This window comes from Fictibacillus sp. b24 (genome assembly GCF_030348825.1).
Classification (GTDB): Bacteria; Bacillota; Bacilli; order Bacillales; family Fictibacillaceae; genus Fictibacillus.
This window is the reverse complement of record NZ_JAUCES010000005.1, coordinates 85,242-99,819: the sequence shown is the minus strand read 5'-3', so window position 1 is coordinate 99,819 and position 14,578 is coordinate 85,242. Positions and strand designations below refer to the sequence as shown.

The 14,578-nt window shown below is 42.2% G+C and carries 14 protein-coding genes and 1 rRNA gene; 11 read left to right on the top strand and 4 right to left on the bottom strand.

Going from position 1 to position 14,578, the window contains the following annotated elements:
- Nucleotides 1-37: 37 nt before the first annotated feature.
- The 4 genes from yidD to QUF49_RS00595 form a co-directional block, all read right to left on the bottom strand.
- Complete coding sequence (gene yidD / locus QUF49_RS00610) at nucleotides 38-265, bottom strand: membrane protein insertion efficiency factor YidD (RefSeq protein WP_289493820.1); 228 nt, start codon at nucleotides 263-265, stop codon at nucleotides 38-40.
- A 4-nt stretch (nucleotides 266-269) separates the two neighbouring features.
- Nucleotides 270-617, bottom strand: a complete 348-nt coding sequence (gene rnpA, locus QUF49_RS00605) for a ribonuclease P protein component (protein ID WP_066244177.1) — start codon at nucleotides 615-617, stop codon at nucleotides 270-272.
- A gap of 193 nt (nucleotides 618-810) precedes the next feature.
- Nucleotides 811-945, bottom strand: coding sequence for a 50S ribosomal protein L34 (gene rpmH, locus QUF49_RS00600; RefSeq protein ID WP_007201576.1), 135 nt, complete (start codon nucleotides 943-945; stop codon nucleotides 811-813).
- Between the two features lie 103 nt (nucleotides 946-1,048).
- On the bottom strand, nucleotides 1,049-1,225 hold the full coding sequence (locus tag QUF49_RS00595) for a hypothetical protein (RefSeq protein ID WP_289493819.1): 177 nt from the start codon (nucleotides 1,223-1,225) through the stop codon (nucleotides 1,049-1,051).
- A gap of 170 nt (nucleotides 1,226-1,395) precedes the next feature.
- On the opposite strand from QUF49_RS00595, the gene QUF49_RS00590 reads away from it, so the two are divergent.
- From QUF49_RS00590 to QUF49_RS00540, 11 genes are all read left to right on the top strand, one after another.
- Nucleotides 1,396-1,554 (top strand): hypothetical protein, encoded by a 159-nt coding sequence (locus tag QUF49_RS00590; RefSeq protein WP_289493818.1) that lies wholly within the window; start codon nucleotides 1,396-1,398, stop codon nucleotides 1,552-1,554.
- 500 nt (nucleotides 1,555-2,054) lie between these two features.
- Nucleotides 2,055-3,410, top strand: a complete 1,356-nt coding sequence (gene dnaA, locus QUF49_RS00585) for a chromosomal replication initiator protein DnaA (RefSeq protein ID WP_289493817.1) — start codon at nucleotides 2,055-2,057, stop codon at nucleotides 3,408-3,410.
- 172 nt (nucleotides 3,411-3,582) lie between these two features.
- Nucleotides 3,583-4,725 (top strand): DNA polymerase III subunit beta, encoded by a 1,143-nt coding sequence (gene dnaN, locus QUF49_RS00580; RefSeq protein WP_289493816.1) that lies wholly within the window; start codon nucleotides 3,583-3,585, stop codon nucleotides 4,723-4,725.
- Between the two features lie 143 nt (nucleotides 4,726-4,868).
- Nucleotides 4,869-5,021: a hypothetical protein gene (locus QUF49_RS00575; protein WP_289493815.1), complete on the top strand. Its 153-nt coding sequence runs from the start codon at nucleotides 4,869-4,871 to the stop codon at nucleotides 5,019-5,021.
- A 2-nt stretch (nucleotides 5,022-5,023) separates the two neighbouring features.
- The gene (yaaA, locus tag QUF49_RS00570; protein ID WP_066244167.1) at nucleotides 5,024-5,239 is read left to right on the top strand and encodes a S4 domain-containing protein YaaA; all 216 of its coding nucleotides are present in this window, start codon (nucleotides 5,024-5,026) and stop codon (nucleotides 5,237-5,239) included.
- 11 nt (nucleotides 5,240-5,250) lie between these two features.
- A complete protein-coding gene (gene recF / locus QUF49_RS00565; RefSeq protein ID WP_289493812.1) occupies nucleotides 5,251-6,372 on the top strand; it encodes a DNA replication/repair protein RecF in 1,122 nt (373 codons plus the stop codon).
- Between the two features lie 10 nt (nucleotides 6,373-6,382).
- Complete coding sequence (remB, locus tag QUF49_RS00560; protein ID WP_289493810.1) at nucleotides 6,383-6,652, top strand: extracellular matrix regulator RemB; 270 nt, start codon at nucleotides 6,383-6,385, stop codon at nucleotides 6,650-6,652.
- Nucleotides 6,653-6,684: 32 nt separating this feature from the next.
- A complete protein-coding gene (gene gyrB, locus QUF49_RS00555) occupies nucleotides 6,685-8,631 on the top strand; it encodes a DNA topoisomerase (ATP-hydrolyzing) subunit B (RefSeq protein ID WP_425590449.1) in 1,947 nt (648 codons plus the stop codon).
- Nucleotides 8,632-8,776: 145 nt separating this feature from the next.
- Nucleotides 8,777-11,335 carry a DNA gyrase subunit A gene (gene gyrA, locus QUF49_RS00550; protein WP_289493807.1) on the top strand — a complete coding sequence of 853 codons (2,559 nt, stop codon included), beginning with the start codon at nucleotides 8,777-8,779 and terminating at the stop codon, nucleotides 11,333-11,335.
- Between the two features lie 91 nt (nucleotides 11,336-11,426).
- The gene (locus tag QUF49_RS00545; RefSeq protein ID WP_289493805.1) at nucleotides 11,427-12,557 is read left to right on the top strand and encodes an HD-GYP domain-containing protein; all 1,131 of its coding nucleotides are present in this window, start codon (nucleotides 11,427-11,429) and stop codon (nucleotides 12,555-12,557) included.
- A 295-nt stretch (nucleotides 12,558-12,852) separates the two neighbouring features.
- Nucleotides 12,853-14,402 (top strand): 16S ribosomal RNA (locus QUF49_RS00540).
- Nucleotides 14,403-14,578 lie beyond the last annotated feature (176 nt).

Genomic DNA, 14,578 nt, shown 5'->3' with positions numbered 1-14,578 from the left:
ACTCTTATCCTCCTTAAAATCTTAAATCTCATCTCAATTATTTATTGTCTCTTTTTTCAGGCACGAGGTCAACGCCTCCCGGATGAAAAGGATGGCACTTTGCTATTCTGACAAAAGTTAGCCACATTCCTTTAAATACGCCATGACGCCTGAAAGCTTCAATACCGTAATGCGAACAAGTCGGATAAAAGCGGCATGAAGGCGGAGTCATTGGGGAGATCCACAGTTGGTAAAAACGAATAATCCCTATAAATAAGGATCTCATTTTCTTACACCCTCTTTTTAAGTACGTTTGCTCTGTTCAATACGTGAAGCAAGCTTTTCTCCATCTCATGAAAGTCCATGTTAGCAGTAGGTATTCTCGCGATAACCACGTAATCCCTGCCTGGAAGCAGCTGTTCACTGTATTTGTGGAAGATTTCTTTTACAGATCGCTTTATTCTGTTTCGTGTAACGGCTTTTCCTACTTTTTTACTTACAGAAAGTCCGATACGAAACGCAGGCTGATCTTCTTTTTTCAAACTGTATATAACAAATTGGCGATTAGCCGTTGATTTTCCTTTTTTGAAGACTTCTTGAAATTCTTCGTTTTTTTTGATGCGCTGTTCTTTCTTCATTCAATTAACACTCCATCAATTAACCAATCTCATTCCACAATGTCTTTTTGTCTCGAATCTTATCCCAGTATCGGCCTATTTTATTCTAATAAAACCTCTAACTCCGAAAAATCGACAAAAGCGAGTTCAATACGGACTTGGAGTGAGCGAAAATGTCTATAAAAAGTAAAAAAAGACCACTGATGTCAGTGGCCTATGCGGATAACACTTTTCTTCCCTTTTGACGACGGCGAGCTAGAACTTTACGACCGTTCTTAGTAGCCATACGTGCACGGAAACCATGTACCTTCTTACGCTTACGGTTGTTCGGTTGAAATGTAGGTTTCATGTATATTACACCTCCCTGAGGATATCTTTTATAAAAGACAGTCTAACAAATTATAATGACTGACCCCTTCTTTTGTCAAGCTGGATTTAATTTTTAAGCTGTTTTAGGATACTTTGTTGTCTTTGAAAGTATTTAATCTCCGATTTGAAAGGGTTGATCTCCGTTCCAGGTGCTTCGCTTTCCGCGGGGCAGGCGGTGAGCCACATTTGGACGTTTCACTTATAAGTGTCTCACCTGCCCACCTGTCCCGCAGGAGTCTCGCACCTTGCACTACGATCAACTTGCTAATGAAGAAAATGACATTTGAGAGGTTCAGCTAGTAGCAGATCTTCCAAACCAATCAACATTTCGATAAAGGCAAAACAAAAACTAAATTTTTTTAGAAAGTATCTTTTCTTACATATTGTTGCATTTTATTTTTTCATCACTGCAAATTGATTGGAGCGCAAGGTGCGAGACTCCTACGGGACGAGCGGTCAGGTGGAGACTCCTAATGGCGCAAAGCGGCAGGAGGCTCACCGTTCGCCCCGTGGAAAGCGAGCAACCTGGAGCGTAAATCAATTACTAACAAAAGCAACAATGCAGTACCCAAGTACCCAATCTCCGTAAAAGAAGACTTCAAAAGCAATTTAAATCATTCTACAACGTTCTCCAAATTCTTTATCCTCTTGCCTGTGGACATCTTTTTCGACACGTTTTTCATTATCCACACCAATTATCGACACGTTTTACACAAAATCTAGTGTTGTGGACAACTTTTCTACACAAGGTATGGGCGTTGTGGATAAGTAACAATAATCCGTTGCCAAGCTTGATTATTTTTGATATGCTTGTTGTGTTTTAACTCGTTAGCAACATGACTCGCATGTAAAGTTATTCACAAGCTGTGGATAAACTTGTGGACAGGTTTTTCGAGCTGTTAGAAAGGTTGTCCACAGATGCTATTTAACTGTTCATAATCCTATTATCTACTATATTAATTATCATTCACATAAGGTGTGGACTTTTTATTTTTATTCATATGTATTCACTTGCTGTACAAACCTTGTACACCGAGGAAAACAACTGCTGAAATAGGATAATTCAAAGAGATAAGGGGGGTAAATTGGTTGGAAAACATCAATGACCTATGGTCCAAAGCACTTGCTGCTATTGAGACAAAAGTCAGTAAGCCTAGCTTTGAGACTTGGTTAAAATCAACAACAGCGCATGCACTGCAAAATGATACGCTTGTAATCACTGCGCCAAATGAGTTTGCCCGTGACTGGCTGGAATCCAGATATGCAGGCATCATTTCAGAAACATTGCTGGACGTTACAGGTGCAGCGCTTGACGTGAAGTTCATCATTCCACAAAATCAGACAGATGTAGACTTGGATCTGGAACTTTCCATGAAAAAAGCCCCAAAAGCAGCAAATGAACCTCACGAAGAAGTTTCTCAAAGTATGTTGAATCCTAAATATACATTTGACCGATTCGTTATCGGATCAGGAAACCGTTTTGCCCATGCTGCTTCATTAGCTGTTGCCGAAGCACCGGCTAAAGCCTATAACCCGCTGTTTATATATGGTGGAGTTGGACTTGGGAAAACTCACTTAATGCATGCGATTGGCCATTATGTATTGGAACATAATCCTGGAGCTAAGGTAGTTTATTTATCATCCGAAAAATTTACGAACGAATTCATTAACTCGATTCGTGACAATAAAACGGTTGAATTTCGCAACAAATTTCGCAGTGTGGACGTGCTTCTAATAGATGATATTCAATTCCTTGCGGGAAAAGAACAGACTCAAGAGGAATTTTTCCATACATTCAATGCACTTCATGAAGAAAGCAAGCAGATTGTTATCTCGAGTGACCGGCCTCCAAAAGAGATTCCGACACTTGAAGACAGACTTCGCTCGCGATTTGAATGGGGACTTATAACAGATATCACTCCGCCAGACTTGGAAACGCGGATCGCAATTCTCCGCAAAAAGGCGAAAGCTGAAGGTCTGGATATACCAAATGAAGTAATGCTTTATATCGCAAATCAAATTGATACGAACATTAGAGAACTTGAAGGTGCACTTATTCGTGTAGTTGCTTATTCTTCTTTAATTAATCAAGATATGAATGCAGACTTAGCTGCAGAAGCTCTTCGTGATATTATTCCTTCTGCAAAGCCAAGAACACTTACCATCCACCATATCCAAGAAGTTGTTGGTAAGCATTATAACGTTAAGTTAGAAGATTTTACGGCTAAAAAGAGAACAAAATCCGTTGCTTTTCCTAGACAGATCGCCATGTATTTATCTCGTGAGCTTACAGATAACTCTTTGCCTAAAATTGGTGAGGAATTTGGAGGGCGTGATCATACTACCGTACTTCATGCTCATGAAAAGATCTCAACGTTGCTGATTACTGATCATGTATTGCAAAAGAAAGTGCAAGAAATTCACGATCAGCTTAAATCTAATTAAATAAACAACACTGAATACTGTGAATAACTACAGTTACTTTATGCACAGTCTGTCCACATGTGGATAGGCTGTTCTATCTTTGTTTTCTGGAGTTATCCACACATTCACAGCGCCTAGTACTATTACTACTATTTTTTTAAAAGATTTTAATAAATATCAGGGGGGCAAAATAATGAAAGTTAAGATTCAATTAAACCAATTGATCGAAGCTGTTCAAGATGTCATGAAAGCTGTATCATCCCGAACTACTATTCCAATTTTAACGGGAATCAAAATGGAAGTGACATATGATGGTGTACATCTGACTGGTAGTGATTCTGATATTTCTATTGAACGACTGATACCGGTTGAAGAAGGCGATCTTGTACATATCGAAGTGAAACAAGAAGGAAGTGTCGTTCTTCCAGCTCGTTATTTTTCGGAGATCGTTAAAAAGCTTCCGAATGAATCTGTTGAGATTGAAGTTGGAGAACGTTTTGAAACAACGCTTCGTTCTGGTGCCTCTGAATTTAGTCTGTTAGGCCTTGATCCAGAAGAATACCCAAGATTACCGCAGATTGAAGAGGATTTAGTATTTGAAATTCAAAGTGATCTTCTAAAAACAATGATCCGTCAAACTGTCTTTGCGGTGTCCGCCTCAGAAACACGCCCTATCTTAACAGGTGTGAATTGGACGTTAGTTGATGGTGTACTTAACTGTATTGCAACAGATAGCCATAGATTGGCAGAACGCAAGATGCCGATTGATTCACAAGCTGAAGAACTATCTTTTCAAAACGTAGTTATTCCTGGTAAAAGCTTGAACGAACTTTCTAAAATTCTTGATGAGTCTGCAGAAAAAGTACAGATTGTTGTAACGAACAATCAGATTCTATTTAAGGCTAAGAACATTTTGCTGTTCTCAAGACTATTAGATGGCAACTATCCTGATACATCGAAGTTGATTCCTTCAGAGAGCAAGACGACGTTCGTGCTGAAAACAAAAGAATTTTTACAAGCGATCGACCGTGCTTCTCTATTGGCGAGAGAAGGACGAAACAATGTAGTTAAATTAGCTACACTCGATAACCAAACCATCGAACTTTCTTCAAACTCTCCTGAGATCGGTAAAGTTTTTGAACACATGATCGCAGAAGAAATCGAAGGAGAAGAGCTGAAGATTTCGTTTAACGCAAAGTACGTAATGGAAGCTCTTAAAGTAATGGATTGCTCAGAAATCAGCATTCTATTCACAGGTGCGATGAGACCGTTCCTCATCCAGCCCGTATCAGATGATACGATTCGCCAGTTAATCTTACCTGTAAGAACTTACTAATATATAAAGCTGCCGGAATGACCGGTGGCTTTCTTTTCTTTCTAAGTCCATCGTTTTTTGGAGACACTAGGACTATCAGGTTTTTGATTTTTAATAATTGTTATTCATTTTTCTCTTCTATGACTAGTTGATCGGAGTGCAAGGTGCGAGACTCCTGGGGGATCAGCGGGACAGGTGAGACACCTAAGAGCGAAGCGCCGAGGTGGCTCACCGCACGCCCCGCGGAAAGCGAGCACCTGGAACGCAGATCAACCACATTCACAATCAACAAAGAAACAACCAGGAGGTTTTTTTAAAAATGGAAAACGTTAAGATCAACACAGAATTTATAACACTTCAACAACTGTTGAAAACTACCGATGTCATCCAATCGGGAGGAATGGTAAAATGGTATTTAGCAGAACATGAAGTTCTTGTGAACGGAGAGCATGAAACACGCCGAGGGAAAAAATTATATGCGGGTGATGTCGTGTCCATTCCGGACGTAGGAGAGTTTAAGGTAACAACGGAATAGGGGGAATCCCTTTGCATATTGAAAAGCTTCAACTTAGGAATTACCGTAACTATAAAGAACAGTCTCTTGAATTTGAGAATAAGGTCAATGTTTTTCTCGGTGAGAATGCCCAAGGGAAAACAAACGTCATGGAATCCATCTATGTTTTGGCTATGGCGAGATCCTATCGAACGGCAAAAGATAAAGAGTTGATATCTTGGGACGAAGAATATGCTAAAATAGAGGGTAGCATCAAAAAGAGAAACAGTTCTTTTGATTTAAGCCTCGTCATCTCACAAAAAGGAAAAAAAGCGAAAATCAGCCGCATTGAACAGAGACGATTAACAGATTACGTCGGACATCTTAATGTGGTCATGTTTGCACCTGAGGATCTCAATCTTGTAAAAGGCAGTCCGCAGGTGCGTCGTCGTTTTATTGACATGGAAATCGGCCAGGTTAACGCGGTTTACTTAAATGACCTTTCTGTGTACCAAAAGATTTTATCTCAGCGAAACTCTTTATTAAGAGAGATGTATCGCAAAAAAAGTCCGGAAAATATGACGATGCTGGAGATCTTAACCGAACAGCTTATTGATAAAGCGGCCAGAGTGACGCTGAAACGCATGAATTACATGGAAAAGCTCCAAAGTTGGGCAGAGCCTATTCATCATGGAATATCTAGAGGCTTAGAAAGTTTAAAAATTCATTACAAACCGACTATAGAGGTATGTGATGAGCTCGACTTGTCGAAAATGATAGAAGCGTTTCATATAAAGTTTGGTAAAATAAAAGAAAAAGAGATTGAACGGGGAACTTCTTTATTTGGTCCTCATCGGGATGATTTGCTTTTTTCTGTTAACGGAAAAGACGTGCAGACATTCGGATCTCAAGGACAGCAGCGTACGACTGCTCTCTCTTTGAAGCTTGCTGAAATTGATTTGATTCATTCAGAAGTCGGAGAATACCCGATCCTCCTCTTGGACGATGTGTTATCTGAACTAGATGATTTCAGACAATCTCATCTTTTAAATACGATTCAAGGGAAAGTACAAACCTTTGTTACAACGACCAGTGTGGAAGGAATACATCACGAAACACTGGAGAAAGCCGCAACATATAAAGTTCATTCAGGCTCTATAGAACGTTTGAAATGAGGTGAGGACATTGCTTCTGCATTTAGGTGATGAAGAAGTTATTCATTCTAAAGATGTACTTGCAATCTTGGATATCAATGCATTAAAAGCTTCTGAGTTAGCTGGTGAGTTTCTTAAAAAGCATGAAAGCAATCAGACCTTAACTGATCTTAGCGGGAATGCTGCAAAATCTGTAATCATAACAGACAAAACGATCTATCTATCTCCTCTGTCTGCCTCTACGTTAAAAAAGAGAGCCTCTGATCGCCTCGAACTTGAAAATGGCTGGAATATAAAATAAAGGTTTTATAAATAAAGCGTTTTTAAACCGGAATGAAGGTGAACGAATTGACGACTGAACAAAAGTTAGAACATCAACAAAATTATGATGAAAGTAATATCCAGGTACTAGAGGGTCTTGAAGCCGTCCGAAAACGTCCTGGGATGTATATTGGTGCTACAAATGTACGCGGATTGCACCATCTCGTTTGGGAGATCGTGGATAACTCGATCGATGAAGCTTTAGCGGGCTATTGCGACACGATTCGAATTACGATCGAAGAAGATAACAGCATCACTGTAGAAGATAACGGACGTGGTATCCCTGTTGGTATGCATGAAAAGATGGGAAGACCCGCACTAGAAGTTATCATGACGGTTCTCCATGCCGGCGGAAAGTTTGGCGGCGGCGGATACAAAGTGTCAGGCGGACTGCATGGCGTTGGTGCCTCTGTTGTTAATGCGTTGTCAACAATGCTTGAAGTAACGGTTTCCCGTGATGGAAAACTGCACTATCAATCATATGAACGCGGCGTGCCGACTGCAGATCTTAAAGTGATCGGTGAAACAGATAAAACAGGTACACGCACTCACTTCAAACCAGACCCTGAAATTTTCACAGAATCATTAGAATATGATTTCCCGACTTTATCAAACCGTATTCGCGAATTGGCATACTTAAACCGCGGACTTCGCATTATCGCAGAAGATAAGCGCGGCGAAGAGCCTGTTACGAAGGAATACCACTATGAAGGCGGAATTAAATCCTATGTTGAGCACATTAACCGTACACGTGAAGTGCTGCATGAAGAACCAATTTTCGTTGAAGGCGAAAAGGACGGCATCTCTGTTGAGATTGCATTCCAATATAACGACAGTTATGCAAGCAACATCTATTCGTTTGCCAATAACATTAATACACATGAGGGTGGAACGCATGAGTCCGGGTTTAAAACAGCCCTAACACGTGTGATCAATGATTATGGCCGTAAGAATAGTCTGTTTAAAGACAACGATACGAACCTGACGGGTGAAGACGTCCGTGAAGGTTTGACAGCGATCATCTCAATCAAACACCCGGATCCACAGTTCGAAGGTCAAACGAAAACGAAACTCGGAAACTCTGAAGCAAGACAAATAACAGAATCGATCTTCTCTGAGACGTTCTCTTCTTTCATGATGGAGAATCCTGTTGTAGCAAAATCAATCGTTGAAAAAGGAATGATGGCGCTCCGTGCGCGTGTCGCTGCTAAAAAAGCGCGTGAACTCACACGCCGCAAGAGTGCATTAGAAGTATCTTCTTTACCTGGTAAACTGGCAGACTGTTCTTCCAAAGATGCAAGTATCTCTGAAATTTACGTGGTAGAGGGTGACTCTGCCGGTGGATCTGCAAAGCAGGGCCGTGACCGTCACTTCCAAGCGATCTTGCCTCTTCGCGGTAAGATCATTAACGTTGAAAAAGCTAGACTAGACAAGATTCTCTCCAATAATGAAGTTCGTGCCATCATTACAGCACTAGGTACGGGAATCGCTGAAGAGTTTGATATTTCAAAAGCTCGTTATCATAAGATCATCATCATGACAGATGCCGATGTCGATGGCGCGCATATCCGTACGCTGCTTCTGACTTTCTTTTACCGGTACATGCGTCCGATCATTGAACATGGTTATATCTATATTGCCCAGCCGCCGCTATACAAAGTGCAGCAAGGGAAACGTATCGAATACGCCTACAATGATAAAGAGCTCGAAAAATTATTAGCTGAACTTCCGCAAGTTCCTAAGCCGCAGCTTCAGCGCTATAAGGGTCTTGGTGAGATGAATCCTACCCAGCTGTGGGAAACGACAATGGATCCTGAGACACGTACACTGCTTCAAGTAGAAATGAAGGACGCGATGGCTGCTGATGAAACGTTCGAGATCTTAATGGGCGACAAAGTAGAACCGCGCCGTGATTTTATCCAAGAAAATGCGCAGTACGTAAAGAATTTAGATATCTAATTAAGAACGTTTCAGTACTTCCTTTTTGTGCTGAAACTAAAATATAGAAATTGCTGAAGCTGGACAAGGTCCAGTTTCGGTTCGTTTAAGCTCGAATTAGGGGGCTTTAAAAACCTGTTTTTAAGAGGTTATGGAGGTAAAACGAATGTCTGAAATGGAACGTTCCCGGATTAAAGAAATAAATATTAGTACGGAAATGCGTGCATCCTTTATGGATTATGCCATGAGTGTTATTGTCAGCCGAGCATTGCCAGATGTACGTGACGGATTAAAGCCCGTTCACCGACGTATTCTTTATGCCATGAATGATCTTGGCATGACTGCCGACAAGGCATATAAAAAGTCTGCTCGTATCGTTGGTGAAGTAATCGGTAAGTACCATCCTCACGGCGACTCTGCTGTATACGATACGATGGTTCGTATGGCACAGGATTTCAACTTCCGCCACATGCTGATCGATGGCCACGGTAACTTCGGTTCGGTCGACGGCGATGCTGCGGCAGCAATGCGTTATACTGAGGCGCGTATGTCTAAAATCGCCATGGAAATGGTGCGAGACATAAACAAAGACACGATCGGTTACAAAGATAACTATGATGGATCTGAACAAGAGCCCGTTGTACTACCTGCCCGTTTTCCGAACTTACTCGTAAATGGTGCTGCTGGAATCGCGGTTGGTATGGCAACGAACATTCCGCCGCATCACTTAGGTGAGGTAATCGATGGAGTTTTAGCAGTAAGTGAAAATCCGGATATCACAATCCCTGAGCTGATGGAAATTATCCCAGGCCCAGACTTTCCTACCGCCGGTGAAATTTTAGGGCGTGAAGGAATTCGTAAGGCTTACCAAACCGGAAGAGGTTCTATCATTATCCGTGCTAAAGCCGAGATCGAAGAGATGCCTAGCGGAAAACAAGCGATCATCGTGACTGAGCTTCCTTACCAAGTAAACAAAGCTCGTCTTATCGAAAAAATCGCTGAACTCGTTCGCGATAAAAAGATTGAAGGAATCACGGACCTTCGTGATGAGTCTGACCGAAACGGTATGCGTATCGTGATGGAAGTACGCCGTGACGCAAATGCAAATGTTATTTTAAATAATTTATATAAACAAACAGCTCTTCAGACAAGCTTTGGTATCAATATGCTAGCACTTGTTGATGGGCATCCAAAGGTTCTCAACATAAAAGAATTTCTTTATCATTATTTGAAGCATCAGCAAGTTATCATTCGCCGCCGTACGGAATTTGATCTTAAAAAAGCAGAAGCGAGAGCTCATATCTTAGAAGGTCTCCGTATCGCACTTGATCATCTGGATGAAGTAATCGCAATGATCCGTGGTTCAAGAACAACTGACATTGCTCGTGAAGGATTGATGGAGAAGTTTGAATTAAGCTACGAGCAATCTCAAGCTATTTTAGATATGCGATTGCAGCGCTTAACAGGTTTAGAGCGAGACAAGATCGAGAACGAATATAATGATCTAGTTGCTATAATTACTGAATTAAGAGCAATCTTAGCAGATGAAGAGAAAATTCTTGAGATCATTCGTACTGAGCTGACTGAAATCAAGGAAAAATACGATAACCCAAGACGTACAATCATTTCTGTAGGATTTAATAGTATCGAAGACGAAGATCTGATTCCTCGTTCAAACATCGTTATTACATTAACGAACAAAGGCTACATCAAGCGTCTTCCTATTTCCACTTATCGTTCACAGCGCCGTGGAGGAAAAGGGATTCAAGGAATGGGCACGAGTGAAGATGACTTTGTCGAGCAGTTGTTTACGACAAATACGCATAACTATATCCTATTCTTTACGAATAAAGGGAAAGCTTATAGGCTAAAAGGCTACGAGATTCCTGAATACGGAAGAACAGCAAAAGGAATTCCGATCATCAACTTGCTGCAGATCGAACAAGGTGAGACGATTTCAGCTGTAATACCGGTTGAAGATATGGAAAGTGATGAAATCTACCTTAATTTCATGACGAAGCAAGGAATTACGAAACGTTCTCCGTTATCAGCGTACAGCAACATCCGTAAAGGCGGACTTTTTGCGATCAACCTTCGTGAAGAGGACGAACTGATGGGCGTTCGTTTGACAGATGGAACAAAGGATATCATCGTAGGAACGAAGCAAGGTATGTCAATCCGTTATCAAGAAACAGATGTTAGATCTATGGGCAGAACAGCTACTGGTGTTAAAGCGATTACCCTTGGTGACGACGATGCTGTTGTAGGGATGGAAGTCTTGGATGAAACACAAGACATCTTGATAGTAACGGATAGAGGTTATGGAAAACGTACACCTATGAGTGAATACCGACTTCAATCACGTGGTGGTAAGGGGATCAAAACCGTAAACATCACTGAAAAGAACGGTCCAGTTGTTACATTGAAGACCGTAACAGACGAAGAAGATCTCATGATTATTACCGCTAAAGGGATCATTATTCGAATGAACATTTCAGGAATCTCTCAAATGGGACGTAACACGCAAGGTGTTAGACTGATGACCATGAACGATTCGAACCACGTAGCAACCGTAGCTGTTGTCGAACGTGAAGAAGAAACGGATGAGATCTTAGATGAAAATGGTGACCCGATCGTAATTGAAGGTGAAGCACCAACTGCAACTGAAGAAACCGAACAAACAACTGCTGCAGATTCAGAAGAAAACGAAGAGAATAACGAGTAATTTCTTAAAAGAGGAAAATGACTATACATTTTCCTCTTTTTTATATGTAAAATGAAAGTAAGAATTTCCAAATTAAAGGAGTATCATACGTATGAAGATTAAAACGAGTCAAGCAAAGGTCGGTCAGATGATGGTTCAGGATGTATTCTCCATGACTAATCAGCCAATCGTTAACAGAAATACTATTTTGAATTCAGAGCATCTGCGTGTGCTGACTCGTTTTCAAATTGAAGAGATTGATGTTTTAAATGAATCTGGTTTTGGTACAACGCCTTCGAATAGAAAAAAAGAAACCTCTATTAAAGGTGAATCTGCTAAAGGTGAAGCAGCCAAATCGGAAGAAAAAGCACTTAACGTGAAACCAGAAAAAGAAGAAGCATCGTTTGCCGGATTATACCTTCAAACCGTAAAGCGATATAAGCAGCTTTTTACAAATTGGCAATCTGGCAGTCCGGTCGACATGCTCGAAGTGCGACAGAGTGTTCTTCCTGTCCTTGAGGCAGGGGCGAACGTCCCGCGAGAGATTTTACTGCTGCATCATTACGCTACGAGTTCCGACTATATTTATCACCATGCTGTCTCAGTTGGTATTTTAAGCACGTTCTTAGCGAAGAAACTAAATTTTTCAAGCGGGGATTGCATCCAGATCGGTATAGCAGGAGTGCTCTCAGATTGTGGAATGTCAAAAGTTCAGCCAACTTTATTAAAAAAGAGTGGTTCCTTAACAACGCTTGAGTTTGATGAAGTAAAAAAGCATACGATTCATGGTTACAATATGCTTAAAAAGATACCATCTATTAAAGAAGGTGTTCTGCTTGGCGTTCTGCAGCATCACGAAAGAGAAGATGGATCTGGCTATCCGTTAAAAGTGCAAGGAAACAAACTTCATCCTTTCAGTAAGGTCCTTGCAATTGCAGACGTATATCTAGCCATGACAGCCGAGCGGCCATATCGAAGCAAACAGTCTGCATTTAAAGTGATCGAGATGATGATGAAGGATCAGTTTGGGAAGTTTGATCATCAAGTCATTTCCGCTCTGTTATCGGGGCTGTCCACTTTCTCTGTCGGAAGCCGTGTAAGACTAACAAACTATGACGTTGGGGAAATTGTATTTATAGAAGAAAGCCAACCGACAAGACCGATGATAAAACTGGACTCCACCGGTGAGTTCCTTGCACTGAAAAGCAGAAACGACCTCTTTATTGAAGAGCTTTTATCTTAGGATAGAAGCTTTTTTATTTTGGGTATTGCCACGGGTTGGCAACCGTGGTAAACTAATCAAGCTGTCTTAAGAACAGCACTTCATAAATCGCTAGCATGCTTAAATGTTTCACAATGAAATGTTTTTAAAAAAGTTAAAGAAAGTTATTGACTCTAGTGCTTCAGCGTGGTATATTATTAAAGTCGCCAAAACAAAACGGCGAACGAAACACACAGTTCTTTGAAAACTGAACAAAAGAAATAGGTAAGGAATTAAATTAATTCCGTCAGTTTTAAAATCGAGCAAGACAAACACTTTTATGGAGAGTTTGATCCTGGCTCAGGATGAACGCTGGCGGCGTGCCTAATACATGCAAGTCGAGCGAATGAAGAGGAGCTTGCTCCTCTGATTTAGCGGCGGACGGGTGAGTAACACGTGGGTAATCTGCCTGTAAGACGGGGATAACTCCGGGAAACCGGGGCTAATACCGGATAATAAGAGAAGAAGCATTTCTTCTTTTTGAAAGTCGGTTTCGGCTGACACTTACAGATGAGCCCGCGGCGCATTAGCTAGTTGGTGAGGTAACGGCTCACCAAGGCGACGATGCGTAGCCGACCTGAGAGGGTGATCGGCCACACTGGGACTGAGACACGGCCCAGACTCCTACGGGAGGCAGCAGTAGGGAATCTTCGGCAATGGGCGAAAGCCTGACCGAGCAACGCCGCGTGAGCGATGAAGGCCTTCGGGTCGTAAAGCTCTGTTGTTAGAGAAGAACAAGTACGAGAGTAACTGCTCGTACCTTGACGGTACCTAACCAGAAAGCCACGGCTAACTACGTGCCAGCAGCCGCGGTAATACGTAGGTGGCAAGCGTTATCCGGAATTATTGGGCGTAAAGCGCGCGCAGGCGGTCTCTTAAGTCTGATGTGAAAGCCCACGGCTCAACCGTGGAGGGTCATTGGAAACTGGGAGACTTGAGTGCAGGAGAGAAAAGTGGAATTCCACGTGTAGCGGTGAAATGCGTAGAGATGTGGAGGAACACCAGTGGCGAAGGCGGCTTTTTGGCCTGTAACTGACGCTGAGGCGCGAAAGCGTGGGGAGCAAACAGGATTAGATACCCTGGTAGTCCACGCCGTAAACGATGAGTGCTAGGTGTTGGGGGGTTCCACCCTCAGTGCTGAAGTTAACACATTAAGCACTCCGCCTGGGGAGTACGACCGCAAGGTTGAAACTCAAAGGAATTGACGGGGGCCCGCACAAGCAGTGGAGCATGTGGTTTAATTCGAAGCAACGCGAAGAACCTTACCAGGTCTTGACATCCTTTGACCACTCTAGAGATAGAGCTTTCCCCTTCGGGGGACAAAGTGACAGGTGGTGCATGGTTGTCGTCAGCTCGTGTCGTGAGATGTTGGGTTAAGTCCCGCAACGAGCGCAACCCTTGACCTTAGTTGCCAGCATTCAGTTGGGCACTCTAAGGTGACTGCCGGTGACAAACCGGAGGAAGGTGGGGATGACGTCAAATCATCATGCCCCTTATGACCTGGGCTACACACGTGCTACAATGGATGATACAAAGGGTTGCGAAGCCGCGAGGCCAAGCCAATCCCAAAAAGTCATTCTCAGTTCGGATTGTAGGCTGCAACTCGCCTACATGAAGCCGGAATTGCTAGTAATCGCGGATCAGCATGCCGCGGTGAATACGTTCCCGGGCCTTGTACACACCGCCCGTCACACCACGAGAGTTTGTAACACCCGAAGTCGGTGGGGTAACCCTTTTGGGAGCCAGCCGCCGAAGGTGGGACAGATGATTGGGGTGAAGTCGTAACAAGGTAGCCGTATCGGAAGGTGCGGCTGGATCACCTCCTTTCTATGGAGATTATGAAACAGCTTCGACTGTTTCGTAAGTACACCTATTCTTCTTTTGTTCAGTTTTGAAGGAACTTCTGTTCTTTCAAGATGTTCTTTGAAAACTAGATATCGACATCCAAACAATATGCAAGGCAGATAGATTATTTATCTGCGCCAAGCAAGATCTTGATGTGT

Coding starts and splice junctions, on each gene's coding strand:
- gyrA (WP_289493807.1), top strand. CDS start 8,777: ATGTCTGAAATGGAACGTTCCCGGATTAAAGAAATAAATATTAGTACG.
- dnaN (WP_289493816.1), top strand. CDS start 3,583: ATGAAAGTTAAGATTCAATTAAACCAATTGATCGAAGCTGTTCAAGAT.
- gyrB (WP_425590449.1), top strand. CDS start 6,685: ATGAAGGTGAACGAATTGACGACTGAACAAAAGTTAGAACATCAACAA.
- rnpA (WP_066244177.1), bottom strand. CDS start 617: ATGAAGAAAGAACAGCGCATCAAAAAAAACGAAGAATTTCAAGAAGTC.
- yaaA (WP_066244167.1), top strand. CDS start 5,024: ATGGAAAACGTTAAGATCAACACAGAATTTATAACACTTCAACAACTG.
- yidD (WP_289493820.1), bottom strand. CDS start 265: ATGAGATCCTTATTTATAGGGATTATTCGTTTTTACCAACTGTGGATC.
- rpmH (WP_007201576.1), bottom strand. CDS start 945: ATGAAACCTACATTTCAACCGAACAACCGTAAGCGTAAGAAGGTACAT.
- QUF49_RS00545 (WP_289493805.1), top strand. CDS start 11,427: ATGAAGATTAAAACGAGTCAAGCAAAGGTCGGTCAGATGATGGTTCAG.